Consider the following 16,866-nt stretch of genomic DNA (forward strand, 5'->3'; position numbering starts at 1 on the left):
CCTCTCATCCAGTCGGCTTGCCGATCAGCGGCAGAGGCTTTTCTGCCCGAAGCGCGCCCGCCACACTCTGGCGTTTTTCGCGGTCCAACCCTCCCGTGACCGCTTTCGCCGAGGATTTCCAGCAAGATGAGTGAGGTACCCCTGGCCACGCTGACCCGCGCAGAGCTCGAAGCCGAAGTTCTGCGCCTGCGTGCCGCCCTGCAGCCTGCCGCGCCCCGCTCCAGCAAGGCTCGTAGTCGCGCGGTGCTGGAAAGCACCACCCAATTCGCCATCGTGGTCAGCGACCGTCAGGGGCGCATCACCGATTGGAATCCGGGTGCCGAGCAGGTCATGGGCTGGAGCGCTCGGGAGATGATCGGCGAGCAAGCCTCACGTTTCTTCACCCCCGAAGACCGCGCCAACCATCGCGCCGAATACGAGATGGCCAAGGCCCTGAGGGACGGCAGCGCCCTGGACGAGCGCTGGCACCTGCGCCAGGACGGCCAGCGCTTCTGGGCCTCGGGGGAGATGATGGCCCTCACCGACGAAGACGGGGAGCCCCTGGGCTTCGTCAAGATCCTGCGCGATCGCACCGTCGAACACCTGGCGGGCCTGGCGCTCAAGGAAACCCAGGAGCGTTATCGCCTGGTGGCCGAAGCCACCAACGACGCCATCTGGGATTGGGACTTCAACAGTGGCCAGGTCCTGTGGAACGAAGCCCTGACCACGGCCTATGGTCACCTGCCGGAAACCGTGGAGCCCACTGGCAGCTGGTGGCTCGGCCAGATCCACCCGGACGACCGCGCGCGGATCGATGCTTCCATCCACGGGGTGATCGACGGCGACGGCACGGTCTGGACCGGCGAGTACCGCTTCCTGCGGGCGGACGGCTCCTATGCCCTGGTGTTCGATCGCGGCCGGGTGATCCGCGACAGCTACGGCCGCCCGACGCGGATGATCGGCGCCATGCTGGACATGAGCCAATTGCAGACCGCCGAAACCGCCCTGCGCAAGAGCGAGGAACGCTTTCGCGCCATCATCGAGACCATCGGCTCGGCCTTCGCCATCGTCCAGGTCAAGTTCGACGCCGACGACAAGCCCATCGACTACCGCTTCCTGGAGGCCAACCCGGCCTTCGAACGCCAAGCCGGGGTCAACCTGCGCGGCAAGTGGGTGACCGAATTCGCCCCCAACCTGGAACGGTTCTGGTTCGATACCTACGGCCACGTGGCCAAGACCGGCGAGCCGGCGACCTTCGAGAACTACGCCAACACCTTCGAGCGCTGGTTCGATGTCCGCGCCGTGCGGGTGGGCGATCCCGACGAACGCCAGATCGCCATCCTCTTCAGCGACGTGACCGAGCGGCGCAACGCCGAGGAACGGCTGCGCATCAGCGAGGCCCTGGCGCGGGAAAACATCGAGCGGGTGCAGCTGGCTCTGTCCGCTGGCGCCATCATCGGCACCTGGCACTGGGACCTGCCCACCGACCGATTCACCGTGGACGAGGCCTTCGCCACGGTCTTCGGCCTCGACCCGCGCCTGGGTCGCGAAGGTCTGAGCCTGGCCCAGGTGGTGACCAACGTCCATCCCGACGACAAGGACGGTCTCGCCCACGCCATCGACGTCGTGATCGCCCAGGGCGGTCCCTTCGCCCACCAGTACCGGGTACGGCGCGCCGATGGCCGCTACTATTGGATCGAGGCCAATGGCCGGGTCGATCACGCCGCCGACGGCACCCCGCTGCACTTTCCCGGGGTGCTCATCGACGTCGAGGAGCGGCGAGCCATCGAAGCCGAGCGGGACAAGGCCCTGGCCGCCCTGCGGACCCTCAACGAGACCCTGGAGATCCGGGTCGCCGAACGCTCGGCCGAGTTGATGCAGGCCGAGGAAAAGCTGCGCCAGTCGCAGAAGATGGAGGCGGTCGGCCAGTTGACCGGCGGCCTCGCCCACGACTTCAACAACCTGCTGGCCGGCATCTCCGGTGCCTTGGAGTTGATGGAGACGCGCATCGCCCAGGGACGGCTGCGCGAACTCGATCGCTATCTGGTGGCCGCCCAGGGCGCCGCCAAGCGCGCCGCCGCCCTCACCCACCGACTGCTGGCCTTCTCCCGGCGCCAGACCCTGGCGCCACGCCCGGTGGACGTCAACCAGCTGATCGATGGCCTCACCGAACTCATCCAGCGCACCGTGGGTCCTGGCATCCAGGTGGAAACCGTCGGCGCCGCCGGCCTCTGGCCCGCCCTGGTGGACCCCAGCCAGTTGGAGAATTCGCTGCTCAATCTCTGCATCAATGCCCGCGACGCGATGCCCAAGGGCGGTCGCATCACCATCGAAACCGCCAATCGCTGGATGGATCGTGAAATCGCCCGCGCTCAGGACCTGCCGGAAGGCCAATACCTGTCGCTGTGCGTGACCGATACCGGGGTGGGCATACCGCCCGAGGTCGCCGCCCGGGTGTTCGAACCCTTCTTCACCACCAAGCCCATCGGCCAGGGCACCGGCCTGGGCCTGTCGATGATCTATGGCTTCGCTCGTCAGTCAGGCGGCCAGGTGCGGCTCTACTCCGAAGTCGGCCAGGGCACCACCCTGTGCATCTACCTGCCGCGCTACCTGGGCGAGGCACCGGCCGCCGAAGGCCTGGCCACCCGCCTGGACGTGGCCGGTACCAGCCAGGGCGAAACGGTGCTGATCGTCGACGACGAGCCGACGGTGCGGATGCTGGTCATGGATATTCTCGAAGACCTCGGCTACGCGGTGATCGAAGCGGCCGACAGCCTGACGGGTCTGAAGATTCTGCAATCGGACGTGCACCTTGACCTGTTGATCACCGACGTCGGCCTGCCCGGCGGCATGAACGGGCGGCAGATGGCCGATGCGGGGCGCCAGTCACGCCCGGGGCTCAAGACGCTGTTCATCACCGGCTATGCCGAGAACGCCGCCATCGGCAATGGCCATCTGGATCCCGGCATGGAGATCCTCACCAAGCCCTTCGCCGTCGATGCCCTGGCGGCGCGGGTGCGCGAGATGATGGGTGCGGTCTAGAAGCTGGCGCCGAGCTTCAGCGCCACGGTATAGCCCTCTGCCCGGTTGCGCGCCTCGAATTCCTTGTAGGCGTGCAGCCAGATGGCCGGTAGCCCCGAGGTGGGCTCGAAGAAGCTGAGCGCCGGCCCCAGTGCCAGCGTCCGGGCACGGTTGCCGCGGGTCAGGCCGGGGGCGTCGTCGTCGCTGAGCTGGCGGTAGTAGTAGCCGCCCAGGCCCGCGGTCCAGGGGCCGAAATGCTGGCCGACGGCGAATTCGTGGCGATACTCCACCCCGCTGCGATAGTCGGTGGCCGCGTTGCGCGCATTGAGGTCGACCTGGAAGCTGGACGACAGCTCCAGTCCGCTCGGGCTGATATAGCTGGCGTTGAGGATCGGCGAGACCGTCCAGTGGTTGGTCCCGGGGCTGACCAGGCGATCCTTGTCGTAGTCGCCGGTAGGTGCCTGGATCGACAGCTGGGTGTTGATGCCGACGCCAGGCGCTGGCTCCCAGGCGAGGATCAGCGGAATCAGCTGCAGATCGGCCGGGCGGAACAGCTCGGCGCTGTCGCTGAACACGCGCTGGCCGCCGGCGTTGATGCCGAGATCGGCGTCCATGCGAAAGAACACCGAGACCGCGCCGAAGCCGTAGCGCGCACCGAACAGCTGCTGGTCGGTCATGCGTAGATAGGCCAGGCCGATGGCCAGGACGTTGATGTTGAAATCGTTGCCATCGTCCTTGCCATGGCTGTCCTTGATCACCCGTGCCTGATAGTCGCTGAAGCGCAGGCCGACCGTACCGAAGGGCGTCGACGGCGGCATGAAGCCGGCGCCGAAGTCCTGCACCCCGGCCGCGGTGGTCGGCATGCCCTTTTCGGTGGCGTGGGTGGTGGCGGCCAGCGCGGCGAGCGACAGGACGGCGGCGCGAGTCAGCATTCCGGGCAGAGACGGCATGGCAGGATTCCTCAGGGCATTCGAGCGGGCGAGCGAGGCCTCACCGGGCACGGGCGGCGCCCAGTCTTGGCATAGGGGATCAGGGGAGGATCAGTCCGGCGCGGCGGCGACCTGTTGGGCGATCTGCGCCTTGCGGTTGACGCCGAGCTTCTCGTAGATGCGCCTCAGGTGATGGCGGACCGTGGCCGGCGCCATGCCCAGGCTGCGGGCGACTTCCTTGTAGGTCTGGCCCAGGGCGAAGCACTGGGCCACTTCCAGTTCTCGGGCGCTGAGGCGTTCCGCCGAACTGCGCCGACGCGCCTTGAGCAGCAGCAGATCGCCCAGCGGCTGGGCATCGAGCTGCAGGGTGCGGCCCTGGTAGGTGCCCTGAGGATCGCAGGCGGGCGGCAGGCGATTGCCCTGCCAACCCTCCCACTCGCCGGCCAGCAGGGCGGCGAAGCCGGGCTCCATGGACAGCAGCACGCCATAGCGATCGCACACCGCCAGGGCCGTTTCGTCGAAACTGCCCTGGCTGTCTCTCAGGGTCGCCAGGGTGCGCAGGCAACTCTCGCGCTCGGCATGCAGCAGGTGCGGCATCAGCCATTCCACCAGCTGGCATTCGAGGGCGGTGAAGGGGGCGGCGGGATCCTCGCGGAACAGGGTGAGGTGCACGCCCAGGCGGGTCTGGTCGTCGGTGAGCACGATGCGCAGGCCATGGGCCAGGCCATACCGCTGCCCCAGGGCAGCCAGGGCCGGCGCGGCCGTCTGGTCCCGGCAATCGAACAGCTGACAGCGGCCCTGCTCCTGATGCAGGTCGCCAAGGGCGTGGTCCTCGGCCTTGAGGGCATCCCATTCCTGGGTATAGCTGCCAGGCAGCCCCAACAGGAAGGTGCTGTGCGCCACGGGGACGCCGTCGCGCCAGGCGGAGTTGCCCCACCAGGCCTTGTCGAAGGCGACCAGGCGCTGCAGCTGCTCCAGTGCCTGGGCATGGAATTCGGTGATGGCCCCGCCACGCAGGCGGGCCTGCAGCGCCAGGACGACCTGGCTGAAGCGAGCGACCACCGCACTGGGCACGCTGCAGGAAACGACGGCTGACTGATCCATGCTACCCCCATTGTTTTGATTGTCGTTGGGTAGGATGCCGGCCCCCTGACGGGGCCTGGCTTGGGTCCGAGTCTACCGTACCGCTGCGGCGCGCCTATCGTTCAGATGCAGGATAGGCCGCCCTCTGCTACCCGCGCGTCCGCGCAACGGCCGCGCGCGAACCGGGGTCCAACGCCGGTCGCCATCGTTCATCTGATCGATAGACCCGCCCGTGACCTCCGGCGAGGCTGGCGGCGACCCGGCCTCCATCCTGGCGCCCGGGACCACAGGAGAAGCCCCATGCCCGACGTCTTCGCGCGCCTCACTCCCGAGGTCGCCGGCCTGCTGGTGCAGCTGGCCGCTCACCCGCAGCCGCCGCTGGACAGCCTCACCCCGGAGCAGGCGCGCGCCGCCTATGTGCAGCTGAATCGCGCCCTCGGCCTGCCGCCGGCGCCGGTGACGCGGGTGGAGGCGCTCACCGCGCCAGGTCCCCTCGGCCCCATCCCGTTGCGTCTCTATCGGCCCTATGCGGAAGACGCTCGACCGCGCCCGCTGGTGGTCTATCTGCACGGCGGTGGCTGGGTGATCGGCGACCTGGACAGCCATGATTCGCTCTGCCGCCAGATCGCCCTGGGCACCGGCTTTGCGGTGCTGGCGGTGCACTATGCTCTCGCCCCCGAGCATCCGGCACCGGCGAGCCCCGACGATGTGCTGGCCGCCCTGCACTGGCTGGCCCAGGCCGGCAGCGCCCTGAATCTCGATCTCGACCGCGTCGCCGTGGCCGGCGACAGCGCCGGCGGCGGCCTGGCGGCCATGGCTGCCCTGCACCTGCGCGAAGGACCGCTCCGGCTCAAGGCCCAGGTGCTGATCTATCCCGGCGTCGACAACACGCCCGACGCCTGGAACCACCCCTCGCGCATCGAGAATGCCGAGGTCCCGCCCCTGACCCGGCCGATGATGGATTACTTCTCCGGGATGTATCTGCGGGACGTGGACACCCGCGATCCGCGCGTCTCGCCGCTCTATGCCCCCTCCCACGCCGACCTGCCGCCGGCGCTGATCTTTGGCGCCGAATGCGACGCCCTGCGCGATGACGCCCGCCTCTACGCCCAGACGCTGATCGGCGCCGGCAACGCCGTGGAGTACCACGAGTTGCCGGGCATGATCCATGGCTTCATCGAGATGCTCGGGGTGCTGCCAGGCGTGCGCTGGACCCTGACGCGGATGAACGCCTTTCTACGCGAGCATCTGCAGCACGAGGCCTAGGGCCGCCCGCGCCGGTCAGATCCGGCCGAACCAGTGCAGCACCAGCCGGTAGAGATGCTCCGGCCAGCGTGACCACCAGCCGGCCTGCTCCACCGCCTCTAGGGCTACCAGCGGCCGGGTCTGCAGGATGCGCTCGCCAGCCACCAGCTCCAGGCGCCCGACCACCGCGCCCTGGGCGATGGGCGCCACCAGCGGCTCGTCCAGCACCAGCCGACGCTCGGGCGGCTGCTGACCCTTGGGGCGGGTCAGCACCACGTCCTGGGTCACCCCCACCGGCAAGGTCGACTGCTCGCCTTCCCAGATCGCCGGGGTACCCAGGGCGACGCCGGCCTGGTCCAGGGTCTGGTTCTCGAAGAAGCGATAGCCGTAGGTCAGCAGCTTCTGGGTATCCGCCGCGCGGTTGTTGATGGAGTTGGAGCCGAACACCGCGGTGATCAGCCGGCGCCCATCGCGCAGTGCCGAGGTCACCATGCAATAGCCGGCCGCCTCGGTATGACCGGTCTTGAGACCATCCACGCTGTGATCGCGCCAGAGCAGCAGATTGCGATTGGGCTGGCGGATACCGTTCCAGGTGAAGTACTTCTTGGCATAGAGCTCGTAGTAGGCCGACTCGTCCTGGATGATGGCCCGCGCCAGCAGCGCCATGTCGTAGGGCGAGGAAAAGTGTTCGGGGTCGGGTAGCCCGGTGGGATTCATGAAGTGGCTGTCGTGCAGGCCCAGGCGCTGCGCAGTGGCGTTCATCAGACTGGCGAAGCTCTCGTTGCTGCCGGCGATGTGCTCGGCCAGGGCCACGCTGGCGTCGTTGCCCGAATCGATGACGATGCCCTGCAGTAGATCATGCACCGACACCGAGGTGCGCGGATCGAGAAACATCCGCGAGCCCTCGGTGCGCCAGGCGTGCTCGCTGACGGTGACCTGATCGTCGGCCTTGAGCTGGCCGGCCTGGATATCGCGGGTCGCCACATAGACGGTCATCAGCTTGGTCAGGCTGGCCGGCGGCAGGTGCTCGTGGGAATCCTCCTCGGCGATCACCTGGCCGGTGGTGGCATCCATCAGTACCCAGGCCTTGGCCGAGAGCTGGGGTGGCGAGGGAATGAGCACATTGGCGGCGGGCGCAGCGGCGGGCGCGGCCTCGACCTGGCCGAGCCAGGCGAGACCCAGGGCGGCGAGACCGAGGCAGAGCAAGGGGTGTTTCACGGGCGACGGATCCGGTGTGGCAGTGGGGCCCGCCATCCTGGGAGCGGCCCGCTCCGGTCTCAAATGAAGGAAAGTGAAGAAAAATTTAGGAAGCCGCGCCTCAGCCGGCGCTGGTGATGACCACCCGGGCTCCCACCGGCTCGGCCGCTTCGATGCTCAGGCTGAAGCCATGCAGGCGGACGATGGCCGCCACCAGCGACAGGCCCAGGCCGTAGCCCGGCTGTTGGCGACTGGCATCGCCGCGATAGAGTCGCCGCAGCACGCTCTCCCGCTCGGCTTCGGGAATGCCGGGGCCGTCGTCGATCACCTCGATGCGCACCGCGGTGCCGACCCCGCGTGCCACCAGGCGCACCTGGCCACCCTCGGGGGCGAACTTGAGGGCGTTGTCCAGGAGATTGACCAGGGCCTCGAACAGCAACTCGGCGTCGCCCTGCACCTCCGGCAGTTCCTCACCCAGTTCCAGGCTCAGGGTCTGGGCCTTTTCCTGGGCCAGGGGCTCGTAGAAATCATGGGCCTGGCGCAGCAGCGCGGCCAGATCGAGGGGCGCGAAGGCCATGCGCCGCCGGGTGTCCTCCAGCTCGGAGATACGCAGCAAGCCCTGGAAGCGCGACATGATGGCTTCGGTCTCGGCCAGGGCTTCAGCGAGGCTGTCGGCCTGGGGTTCGGCCAGCGGCAGCTGCTGCAACTGGTGCAGGCGCGCCCGCAGCCGCGTCAGCGGGGTGCGCAGGTCATGGGCGATGCCGTCGCAGACCCCCTTCACCTCGTGCATCGAGCGCTCCAGCTGGGCCAGGGTGGTATTGACCGCATCGGCCAGCATGTCCAGTTCGTCGTGCCGCGGTGACAGCGGCAGCCGCTCTTCCAGATGACCGGCGACGATCCGCTCCAGGCTGCGTTGCAACCGTTCCACCCGCCGCAGCGGGCGCCGCCGCAACAGGTGCCAGCCCACCAGTCCGGGAATCAGGGTCAGCGACAGCCCCCAGAACAGCGCCTGGCCGATGATGCCACCGACTGCGGAGATGGAGCCGCCATCGCGGGCCAGCACCAGGATGCGGCCGTCCGCGCGGCGCTGCAGAAAGGCATGGCTGCTGCGGGTCTCGTCCAGGGCGTCGGAGGTCCGGAGTCCCCGCTGCAGGTAGTGCACCCGGCCATCGTCCGGCAGGTTACGCAAGAGCTTGACCAGGTTGCCGGCGACATAGCGGCCATCGGCTTCGAACAGGCCGTAGGCGTCGATACCGGGCATGGAATAGACCTCGCTGGCCTGCAGCTCGCCCAGCAGGTCGGCATCCGCCACCTTGCCGTAGTAGTGCGCCCGCTGCAGCAGGGTGCGCTCCGCCACGGCGCCCAGATAGCCGGAGATCTGCCAGTAGAGCACCCCGGTGAAGACCGCACCCCAGGCCACGAAGAGCAGCGCATAGAGCGCCAGCAGGCGACTGCTCCCCGAGCGCCAGCGCCTGCCGGCCCTAGTCCGGGACGACGAGGACATAGCCGGCTCCGCGGACGGTATGCACCAGCGGCCGCCCCGCCCGCTCGATCTTGCGTCTCAGCCGCCCCATGTGCACGTCGATGATGTTGGTGCCCGGATCGAAGTGATAGCCCCAGACCTGCTCGAAGAGCATGGTGCGGGTCACCAGTTGGCCGGCGTTGCGCATCAGGTAGGTGAGGATCTTGAATTCGGTGGGCAACAGGGCGATGGCCTCGTCGGCACGGGTCAGGGTGTTCTCGATCAGGTCCAGGGTCAGCTCGCCCACCCGCAGCTGGTGACTGGCGGACTGGGCCACCGGCCGCCTGAGCAGTGCCTCCAGACGGGCCATCATCTCCACCAGGGAAAAGGGCTTGGTCAGGTAGTCGTCACCGCCGCATCTCAGGCCGCGGACGCGCTCGTCGACATCGGACAGGGCGCTGAGCATCAGCACCGGGGTGGCGATGCCGAGGCCACGCAGGGTGCTGACGATGGTCAGGCCGTCGAAATCCGGCAGCATGCGGTCGAGGGTGATGATGTCGTGGCCGCCGGCGATGGCCGCGGCCAGGCCGTCGCGGCCGGTGCGTTCCCAGCGCACCTGATAGTCTTGCGCCTGCAATTCGCTGGCGATGGCATGGGCGGTCACCTCGTCGTCTTCGATGACCAAAGCCTGGGTCATAGCGGCCTCTGGATCTGGCGCCCGGTCTGGCGGACCGGACACCCTAGGGAAAACCACCAGGCCGGTAAATTAAATTTTTCTTCATTCGGACTAACGCGCTCCCGCCTTGCCCGCGGTCTATCGTCGGTCTTTTCACCCTGGAGTCATCACCATGTTTCGACGTTTGCCCACCCTCGCCCTCGGCGCCCTGCTGCTGGCTTCCACGCCGCTGCTGGCGGCGCAACCCGCCACCACCCTCACGGTGCTGAGTTCGGGCGGGATCATGGGCGCCATCCGCGAGGTCGCGCCGGCCTATGAAAAGGCCACCGGCGTGAAACTGGACATCGCCGCCGCGCCGTCCATGGGCGACACGCCCCAGGCCATCCCCCAGCGCCTGGCCCGCAACGAGCCGGCCGACGTGGTGCTGATGGTGGGTTCGGCCTTGGACAAGCTGGTCGCCAACGGCCAGGCGCTCAAGGACAGCCGCGTCGACCTGGGGCAATCCTTCATCGCCATGGCGGTACGCAAGGGTGCCCCCAAGCCGGACATCTCCACCATGGAGGCTTTCAAGCAGAGCCTGGAAAGCGCCCAGTCGGTGGCCTATTCCGACAGCGCCAGCGGCGTCTACCTGGCGCACATCCTCTTCCCGCGCATGCAGCTGAGCGATGCTTTCAAGGCCAAGGCGCGCATGATCCCCGCCGAGCCGGTGGGCGAAGTCGTCGCCCGCGGTGACGCGCAGCTGGGCTTCCAGCAACTGAGCGAATTGAAGCCCGTGCAAGGCATCGACATCGTCGGCCTGATCCCCGACCAGGCGCAGAAGATGACCCTCTATTCCGGTGCCGTGGTCAGCAAGAGCACGCACCCGGATGCCGCCCGCGCCCTGCTGCAGTACCTGGCCTCGAAGGACGCCGCCAAGGTTATCCAGGACAGCGGCCTCAAGCCGATTCCCGCGCAGTGAACCCCAGGGGAGTCGCCCTCGCGACTCCCCTCCTCCCCTCTGCTACCAGAGCGCCAGGTCGTAGGTCAGGTACAGGCGATTGCTGTCCCGGCCACGGGCGAAGTCGGCGCGATAGACATAGTTGCGCAGCTTGACGCCGAACCCCTTGAGCGAGCCCTTGGGCACCACGTAGGCCAGTTCCACATCGCGTTCCCACTCGTGCAGGCCTTCGCTGCCGGAGCGGCCGTTGTCGCCGCTGATGTAGCGGGTCATGAAGGTCAGCCCGGGCAGCCCCAGCGTCTTGAAGTCGTAGACGTAGCTGAGCAGCCAGGTCTTCTCGTCTTCCTCGATGAACTTGCCGATGCCGACGTTGCTGAAGGAATAGACGGTGGCACCGCTGATGTAAGGCAGGCCGGCATCCCCGCTGAGCTTTTGCAACCCCGCGCCGACCGTATGGCCGCTGTGGGAATAGGTCAGTTGGCCGCTGAGCATGTCGTTGTCGATCTTGCCCGCGTAGGCTGCGCCCGTATCGCGACTCTTGAAGTAACGCAGGTCGCCCGTCAGCACGCCCCCTGCCAGCGGCAGGTCATGCTGGAGGCCAGCGAAATCCTGGCGATAGAAGTTGTTCAGCTCACCGTGGAAGTAGCTGAGCCTCAGGCTCTTGCTCACCTGGTACTCGGCACCGCCGTAGCTGAAATTGCCGGACTGGCTGCCGCTGTAGCCGTCGGGAAAGAGGCCGTTGCTGTTGGTGGAATCGCGCAGCTTGAAGCGATCGAGGTGGGTCAGGGTCAGCGTCAGGCCCTGGATGTCGTCACTGGTGACCTGGGTGCCCTGGTAGGTTTGGGGCAGCAGGCGGGCATCGTTGTAGACCAGCACCGGGGTCTTGGGCAACAGGGTGCCGTGCTTGACCACCGTCTTGCCCAGCCGCGCCTTGGCGGTGGCGCCGAAGGCGCTGGCCTCCGCCGCCGCCCGCCCGTCGCCGTGCACCGGCAACAATCCAGTACCGCTACGCCCACGCCCGGAGTCCAGGCGCACGCCCAGCAGGCCGAGGGCGTCCAGGCCGAAGCCAACGGTGCCCTGGGTGAAGCCCGAGCGGTAGTCCAGCAGGAACCCCTGAGCCCACTCGGTGCGCTCGCTCTTGGCCGTGGCAGCGGCGCGCGCGCTCAGGCCCTGTTCGTCGCGGAAGTTCTCGTTGAAGTAGACATTGCGCAGTTGCAGCCTGAGCTTGCTGTCTTCGAGGAAGCCGGCGGCGTCGGCGAAGGGCATACAGGCGCACAGGGCGGCGCAACCCGCGCCACCCTTGAGGAGTTGGGACATGAGGAAGTCTCTTGTTGTTTTTGGAGTGGGATTGCAGCGGGCGGGCACGAGCATGCCCGCCCGCCAGGAGGATCAGACGAAGAAGGAGATGGCGCCGGTGAGCAGTGCGATGGCGGTGATGACCAGGGAGGTCAGCACGGCCCATTTGACGGTGGCCTTCTGGAAGTCACCGATGTCGCGGTCGACCATGCCCACCAGCAACAGGGTGGAGGCCACCAGCGGACTCATCAGGTGCACCGGCTGGCCCAGCACCGAGGCGCGGGCGATCTCCACCGGATCGATCCCATAGGCCGCGGCGGCATTGGCCAGGATGGGCACCACGCCGAAGTAATAGGCATCGTTGGACAGCACGAAGGTCAGCGGCATGCTGGTGATGGCCACCACCAGCGGGAACCAGTGGCCCCAGGCCGGCGGAATCCAGTCGACCAGGGTCTGGGCCAGGGCATCGACCATCTTGGTGCCGGAAAAAATGCCGGCGAAGATGCCCGCGGCGAACACCAGGAGCACCACGGTCATGGCGTTGCCCGAGTGCGCCAGGATGCGCTCCTTCTGCAACTCCAGCTGCGGGTAGTTGATCATCAGCGCCAGCACGAAGCCGATCATGAAGAGGATGGCCGCGTGCATCACGCCCATGACCAGGGCGGTCATCACCGCGATCACCAGCACCAGATTGACGTAGGCCAGGCGGGGGCGCTTGTTCGGCGAGTCACCGAGGATCTCCTCGATATAGCACTTGCCGCCCGCCGCCCCGCCGCTTTCCAGGGCGACGTTGCCGATGCGCGCGCGCTCGCGGCGACCGAGCAGGAAGGCGGTGAAGACCACCCAGGCCGCCCCGCCGATCACCGTGGGCAGCATGGGAATGAAGTAGGCGGTGGCGTCCAGCCCCAGGGCGGCGATGGCGCGGGTGGCCGGGCCGCCCCAGGGACTCATGCCGCTCATGATGCTCAGCGAGAGCATGGAGACGGTCGCCAGCACCATGGGATTCATGCCGATGCGCTTGTACAGCGGCAGCATGGCGGCGCAGGTGATCATGTAGGTGGTGGTGCCGTCGCCGTCCAGGGCCACCAGCAGCGAGAGCAGCGCGGTGCCGATGGCGATCTTCACCGGGTCGCCGTTGACCCGCTTGAGGATCTTGCGGATCAGCGGATCGAACAGTCCGGCATCGATCATCAGGCCGAAGAAGAGGATGGCGAAGAGCAGCAGCGCCGCCGAGGGCGCCACCATCTTGAGGCCGTCGAGCATCATCTTGCCGGTGGTGGGAGCGAAGCCACCGATCAGGGCGAAGACGATGGGCACCACGGTGAGCGCCACGATGGGCGACAGACGTTTGCTCATGATCAGGTAGGTGAAGGTCACCACCATGATCAGACCGAGAAGCGCGAGCATAGGCATATCCCTTGTTCTTGTCGTGTGCCTGGCCAAACGCGGGCCAGCCGATCCCCTCCTCCGGCCAGGTGACGGCGCGGAGGTGGGACTGCAGCGGTAGCGGGGTTTAAACGATCAGGCGTGGGGACGAACGTCCGGTGCCGTCCACTCGGCGGCCTCGGGCAGCACCACGGGTTCGGCTTTGCCGGTTTCCAGGGCGCGCATCAGCTTGTCGCGGTCGCAGGCGCCCTCGCCCAGCGCGATCACCACCGTGGCCACGGCGTTGCTGGCCAGGCTGGTCAGGGCGCGGGCCTCGGACATGAAGCGGTCGATGCCGATGAGCAGCGCCAGACCGGCCAGGGGGATGTCATGGATCACGGTGAGGGTCGAGGCCAGGGCGACGAAGCCGCTGCCGGTCACCCCTGCCGCACCCTTGGAGGACAGCAGCATAATCGCCAGCATGGTCAGGGTCTGGCCGATGGTGAGGTCGATGTTGCAGGCCTGGGCGATGAAGACCGCGGCCAGCGACAGGTAGATGGCGGTGCCATCCAGATTGAAGGAGTAGCCGGTGGGCAGCACCAGGCCGACCACGCCTTTCTTGCAGCCCAGCCCTTCGAGCTTCTGCAACATGCGCGGCAGCACCGGCTCGGTGGACGAGGTGCCGAGCACCACCAGGAATTCCTCGCGGAAGTAGCGCAGCAGCTTCCACAGGCTGAAGCCGCGCGAGCGGCACAGCGCGCCCAGCACCACTAAGACGAAGAAGGCGCAGGCGATGTAGAGGGTGGCGATCAGCTTGGCCAGGGAACCCAGCGAGGTGATGCCGTACTGGCCGACGGTAAAGGCCAGGGCGCCAAAGGCACCCACCGGCGCGAAGCGCATCAGGTAGCCGAAGATGCGGAAGACCATCTGCGACGCCGACTCCAGCACATCCAGCACCGGCCGGCCGCGCTCGCCCATGGCGGACAGCGCGAAGCCGCAGAGCACGGCGATGAACAGCACCGGCAGCACCTCACCCTTGTTGAACGCCCCCATGAAGGTGTCCGGGATGATGTGCATGAAGAAGTCCACCACGCTGAGCTTGGCCGCCGATGCCGTGTACTGGGCGATGCTGGCGGTGCTCAGGGTCGCGGGATCGATGTTCATGCCCACGCCAGGCTGGAACAGATAGACCGCGCCGAGGCCGATGAACAGGCTGATGACGGTGAGCACCAGGAACAGCAGCAGCGTCTTGCCCATCAGCCGACCCAGGGTGCTCTTGTCGGTCATGCCGGCGATGCCGGTGACGATGGTGCAGAACACCACGGGGGCGATCATCATCTTGATCAGCTTGATGAAGGCGTCACCCAGGGGCTTGAGCGCGACGGCCTGTTGCGCCCAGAAGTGACCGACCAGCACCCCGAGGACCACGGCGCAGAGGATCTGGAAGTACAGCGATTTGGCAAGTTTCATGGGGCATCACCGTTTATTGAAGTTGTGCGGATGCGCTGGTGGTTGGGGGATATCGCTTTAGCTGGCGAGCCTCCGCGCGGTGGGCGCGTACACGTGGCCGGCGAACAGGCGGCGCGCGGTCCGGACGACGGAGGCCTGGATGGTAGTGTCGTCCGCGCCGCCGCGCGACAGCACGACGTCGATCCCGCCGCTGGGATGCTCCAGGCGGACGTGGGTCAGGTCACGCGCCGACTCGCCGAGCAACGCCATCACCACCGTTTCCGCGGTGACGCAGGCGGTGGCCAGACCGATGGAACCGGTGATGGCCAGGGCGCGGTGGCAGCTGTGCGGCATGAAATAGCGCACCTGCAGGGTGCCGCCGTGCTGGGGTGCAGACACCAGTACCGGCTTGGGGATCACCTTGCCGCTGACATCGCCCAGGCCCATGGCCCGGCCGGCCTGCAGCCGCAGGGCTTCCAGCCGCGCCAGCAGCCCGGAGTCGGCGTCCAGCTCGGCCGGGCGCTCGCTGCCGGTCACGCCCAGGTGGCGGGCGTCGACGATCATCATCGGCATGGCCATGTCGATGCAGGTCACCGGCACGCCCTCGAAGACGTCGGTGGCCTGGCCGGTGGGAAACAGCTTGCCGGTCTTGCTGCCCACGGCGTCGAGAAAGGTCAGCTGCACCGGCGCGGCGGTACCGGGCACGCCATCAATGGCGGTGTCGCCTTCATAGCGCACCAGGCCGCCGGGCGTATGTACCAGCGAATCGACGAAGCTGTTGGTGTTGAGGTTGCGGATGCGCACCAGGGTCTTGCCGTCTTCAGCGGCGACCAGCCCCTGCTCCACGGCGAAGGGACCCACGGCGCAGAGCATGTTGCCGCAGTTGGGCGCGGTATCGACGCGGCGCTCGGCGACCATCACCTGGACGAAGAGATAGTCCACGTCGGCATCGGGATGGCTGGACGGGCTGATGATGGCGACCTTGCTGGTCTGGGGGCTACCGCCACCAATGCCGTCGATTTCCAGTTCATGACCGGCACCCATGAGGTCGATCAGCATCTCGTCGCGCTGGACGGGATCGCTGGGCAAGTCGCTGGCGTGGAAGAAGGGGCCCTTGGAGGTGCCACCTCGCATGAGAACGCAGGGAATACGTTGCATGACTGCTGTCTCTTGTTGATCAATAGCGTTTATTGATGTTCTAGGGGCAAGATTGGCAGCCGTAGATAAATCTATCCAATGCAAATATCGTCGCTATTATTCCACTTGGATAATCAATACTCGAGACGCTCGATCAGAGGCTGTTCATGGACTATGAGCTGCAAGATATTCGATCTTTCGTGAAAATCGCCGAACTGGGCAGCTTCCATGAGGCTGCCGACGCCCTGCACCTGTCGCAGCCGGCGCTTAGTCGACGCATCAAGAAGCTGGAAGACGGGCTGGGCACGCCCCTGCTCGAACGCACCACCCGTCGCGTCGGTCTCACCAGCGTCGGCCGCGATTTCCTGCCCAAGGCGCGGCGCCTGCTGGATGACTTCGAGGACTCCATCCTCAGCATCCGCGAGTTGGCCGAACGCCAGACCGGCCAGGTCACCCTGGCCTGCATCCCCACCGCGGCCTTCTATTTTCTGCCCTCGGTGATCCGCCAGTACAACGAGCACTACCCCAAGATCCGCATCCGCCTGCTGGACCTCAGTGCCAACGACGGCCTGGAAGCCGTGCTGCGTGGTGAAGCGGACTTCGGTATCAACATGCTCAGCGGCCAGCATCCGGACATCGAGTTCGTGCCCCTGGTGCAGGAGCAGTTCGTGCTGGCCTGCCGGCGTGACCATGAATTGGCCGGACGCCCCTCGATCAGCTGGGCCGAGCTGGTCGAGCACCGGCTGATCGGCGTAGGGCGCCTGAGCGGCAACCGGGTGCTGCTCGACCATGCCCTCTCCGCGCGGGGCATCCGCCCCAAGTGGTTCTATGAGGTACAGCACCTGTCCACCTCCCTGGGCATGGTGGAAGCCGGCCTCGGCGTCTCGGCCATGCCCAGCCTGGCCATGCCGGACGCCGACCACCCGACCCTGGTCAGCGTGCCCCTCACTGATCCGGAAGTGACCCGTACCCTCGGCCTGGTCTCGCGCCGTGGGGCCTCGCTGTCGCCTGCCGCGGAGAAATTCGTCGCCATCCTGCTCGGCCAGTGGAAGACCGAACAGCCCTAGTTCGGGCCTTGCACGTCACCCGC

Annotated in this window: 13 protein-coding genes; 4 read left to right on the forward strand and 9 right to left on the reverse strand. The window is 67.1% G+C overall.

The window, feature by feature from the left end; genetic code table 11:
• Window positions 1-126 precede the first annotated feature (126 nt).
• Window positions 127-3,021 carry a PAS domain S-box protein gene (locus C722_RS0114620; protein WP_017641209.1) on the forward strand — a complete coding sequence of 965 codons (2,895 nt, stop codon included), beginning with the start codon at window positions 127-129 and terminating at the stop codon, window positions 3,019-3,021.
• Here the strand turns inward: C722_RS0114620 and C722_RS0114625 are convergent.
• Both C722_RS0114625 and C722_RS0114630 read right to left on the reverse strand, forming a co-directional pair.
• Entirely contained in the window at window positions 3,018-3,932 is a 915-nt protein-coding gene (locus C722_RS0114625) for a transporter (protein WP_017641210.1), read from the reverse strand. The genes C722_RS0114620 and C722_RS0114625 overlap by 4 nt on opposite strands.
• Window positions 3,933-4,040: 108 nt before the next feature.
• Window positions 4,041-5,033, reverse strand: coding sequence for a helix-turn-helix transcriptional regulator (locus tag C722_RS0114630; RefSeq protein WP_037064016.1), 993 nt, complete (start codon window positions 5,031-5,033; stop codon window positions 4,041-4,043).
• Window positions 5,034-5,312: 279 nt separating this feature from the next.
• Here C722_RS0114630 and C722_RS24965 point away from each other — a divergent pair, with 279 nt between their 5' ends.
• Window positions 5,313-6,278, forward strand: coding sequence for an alpha/beta hydrolase (locus C722_RS24965; protein ID WP_017641212.1), 966 nt, complete (start codon window positions 5,313-5,315; stop codon window positions 6,276-6,278).
• Between the two features lie 15 nt (window positions 6,279-6,293).
• On the opposite strand, the gene C722_RS0114640 is transcribed toward C722_RS24965, so the two are convergent.
• From C722_RS0114640 to C722_RS0114650, 3 genes are all read right to left on the reverse strand, one after another.
• The gene (locus C722_RS0114640; RefSeq protein ID WP_017641213.1) at window positions 6,294-7,463 is read right to left on the reverse strand and encodes a serine hydrolase; all 1,170 of its coding nucleotides are present in this window, start codon (window positions 7,461-7,463) and stop codon (window positions 6,294-6,296) included.
• 112 nt (window positions 7,464-7,575) lie between these two features.
• Window positions 7,576-8,958 carry a HAMP domain-containing sensor histidine kinase gene (locus C722_RS0114645; protein ID WP_017641214.1) on the reverse strand — a complete coding sequence of 461 codons (1,383 nt, stop codon included), beginning with the start codon at window positions 8,956-8,958 and terminating at the stop codon, window positions 7,576-7,578.
• Window positions 8,936-9,613 carry a response regulator transcription factor gene (locus tag C722_RS0114650; protein WP_017641215.1) on the reverse strand — a complete coding sequence of 226 codons (678 nt, stop codon included), beginning with the start codon at window positions 9,611-9,613 and terminating at the stop codon, window positions 8,936-8,938. The genes C722_RS0114645 and C722_RS0114650 overlap by 23 nt, the downstream gene beginning before the upstream one ends.
• Before the next feature lie 151 nt (window positions 9,614-9,764).
• Here C722_RS0114650 and C722_RS0114655 point away from each other — a divergent pair, with 151 nt between their 5' ends.
• Window positions 9,765-10,550, forward strand: a complete 786-nt coding sequence (locus C722_RS0114655) for a substrate-binding domain-containing protein (protein WP_017641216.1) — start codon at window positions 9,765-9,767, stop codon at window positions 10,548-10,550.
• A gap of 42 nt (window positions 10,551-10,592) precedes the next feature.
• Here the strand turns inward: C722_RS0114655 and C722_RS0114660 are convergent, their stop codons facing one another.
• The 4 genes from C722_RS0114660 to C722_RS0114675 all read right to left on the reverse strand — a co-directional run bounded on the left by C722_RS0114660 (window position 10,593) and on the right by C722_RS0114675 (window position 15,797).
• Window positions 10,593-11,846, reverse strand: coding sequence for an OprD family porin (locus C722_RS0114660; protein ID WP_017641217.1), 1,254 nt, complete (start codon window positions 11,844-11,846; stop codon window positions 10,593-10,595).
• Window positions 11,847-11,918: 72 nt separating this feature from the next.
• Window positions 11,919-13,232: a CitMHS family transporter gene (locus C722_RS0114665; RefSeq protein ID WP_017641218.1), complete on the reverse strand. Its 1,314-nt coding sequence runs from the start codon at window positions 13,230-13,232 to the stop codon at window positions 11,919-11,921.
• A gap of 114 nt (window positions 13,233-13,346) precedes the next feature.
• Entirely contained in the window at window positions 13,347-14,660 is a 1,314-nt protein-coding gene (gene dctA / locus C722_RS0114670) for a C4-dicarboxylate transporter DctA (protein WP_017641219.1), read from the reverse strand.
• A 57-nt stretch (window positions 14,661-14,717) separates the two neighbouring features.
• On the reverse strand, window positions 14,718-15,797 hold the full coding sequence (locus tag C722_RS0114675; RefSeq protein ID WP_026083864.1) for a 4-oxalomesaconate tautomerase: 1,080 nt from the start codon (window positions 15,795-15,797) through the stop codon (window positions 14,718-14,720).
• A gap of 146 nt (window positions 15,798-15,943) precedes the next feature.
• On the opposite strand from C722_RS0114675, the gene C722_RS0114680 reads away from it, so the two are divergent.
• Window positions 15,944-16,843, forward strand: a complete 900-nt coding sequence (locus C722_RS0114680; protein WP_017641221.1) for a LysR family transcriptional regulator — start codon at window positions 15,944-15,946, stop codon at window positions 16,841-16,843.
• The last annotated feature ends 23 nt before the right edge of the window (window positions 16,844-16,866 follow it).

The organism is Pseudomonas sp. 313, assembly GCF_000316965.1.
GTDB lineage: Bacteria > Pseudomonadota > Gammaproteobacteria > Pseudomonadales > Pseudomonadaceae > Chryseomonas > Chryseomonas benzopyrenica.

Coding starts and splice junctions, on each gene's coding strand:
- C722_RS0114645 (WP_017641214.1), bottom strand. CDS start 8,958: ATGTCCTCGTCGTCCCGGACTAGGGCCGGCAGGCGCTGGCGCTCGGGG.
- C722_RS0114650 (WP_017641215.1), bottom strand. CDS start 9,613: ATGACCCAGGCTTTGGTCATCGAAGACGACGAGGTGACCGCCCATGCC.
- C722_RS0114620 (WP_017641209.1), top strand. CDS start 127: ATGAGTGAGGTACCCCTGGCCACGCTGACCCGCGCAGAGCTCGAAGCC.
- C722_RS0114675 (WP_026083864.1), bottom strand. CDS start 15,797: ATGCAACGTATTCCCTGCGTTCTCATGCGAGGTGGCACCTCCAAGGGC.
- C722_RS0114655 (WP_017641216.1), top strand. CDS start 9,765: ATGTTTCGACGTTTGCCCACCCTCGCCCTCGGCGCCCTGCTGCTGGCT.
- C722_RS0114660 (WP_017641217.1), bottom strand. CDS start 11,846: ATGTCCCAACTCCTCAAGGGTGGCGCGGGTTGCGCCGCCCTGTGCGCC.
- C722_RS0114625 (WP_017641210.1), bottom strand. CDS start 3,932: ATGCTGACTCGCGCCGCCGTCCTGTCGCTCGCCGCGCTGGCCGCCACC.
- C722_RS0114665 (WP_017641218.1), bottom strand. CDS start 13,232: ATGCTCGCGCTTCTCGGTCTGATCATGGTGGTGACCTTCACCTACCTG.
- C722_RS0114630 (WP_037064016.1), bottom strand. CDS start 5,033: ATGGATCAGTCAGCCGTCGTTTCCTGCAGCGTGCCCAGTGCGGTGGTC.
- C722_RS24965 (WP_017641212.1), top strand. CDS start 5,313: ATGCCCGACGTCTTCGCGCGCCTCACTCCCGAGGTCGCCGGCCTGCTG.
- C722_RS0114680 (WP_017641221.1), top strand. CDS start 15,944: ATGGACTATGAGCTGCAAGATATTCGATCTTTCGTGAAAATCGCCGAA.
- dctA (WP_017641219.1), bottom strand. CDS start 14,660: ATGAAACTTGCCAAATCGCTGTACTTCCAGATCCTCTGCGCCGTGGTC.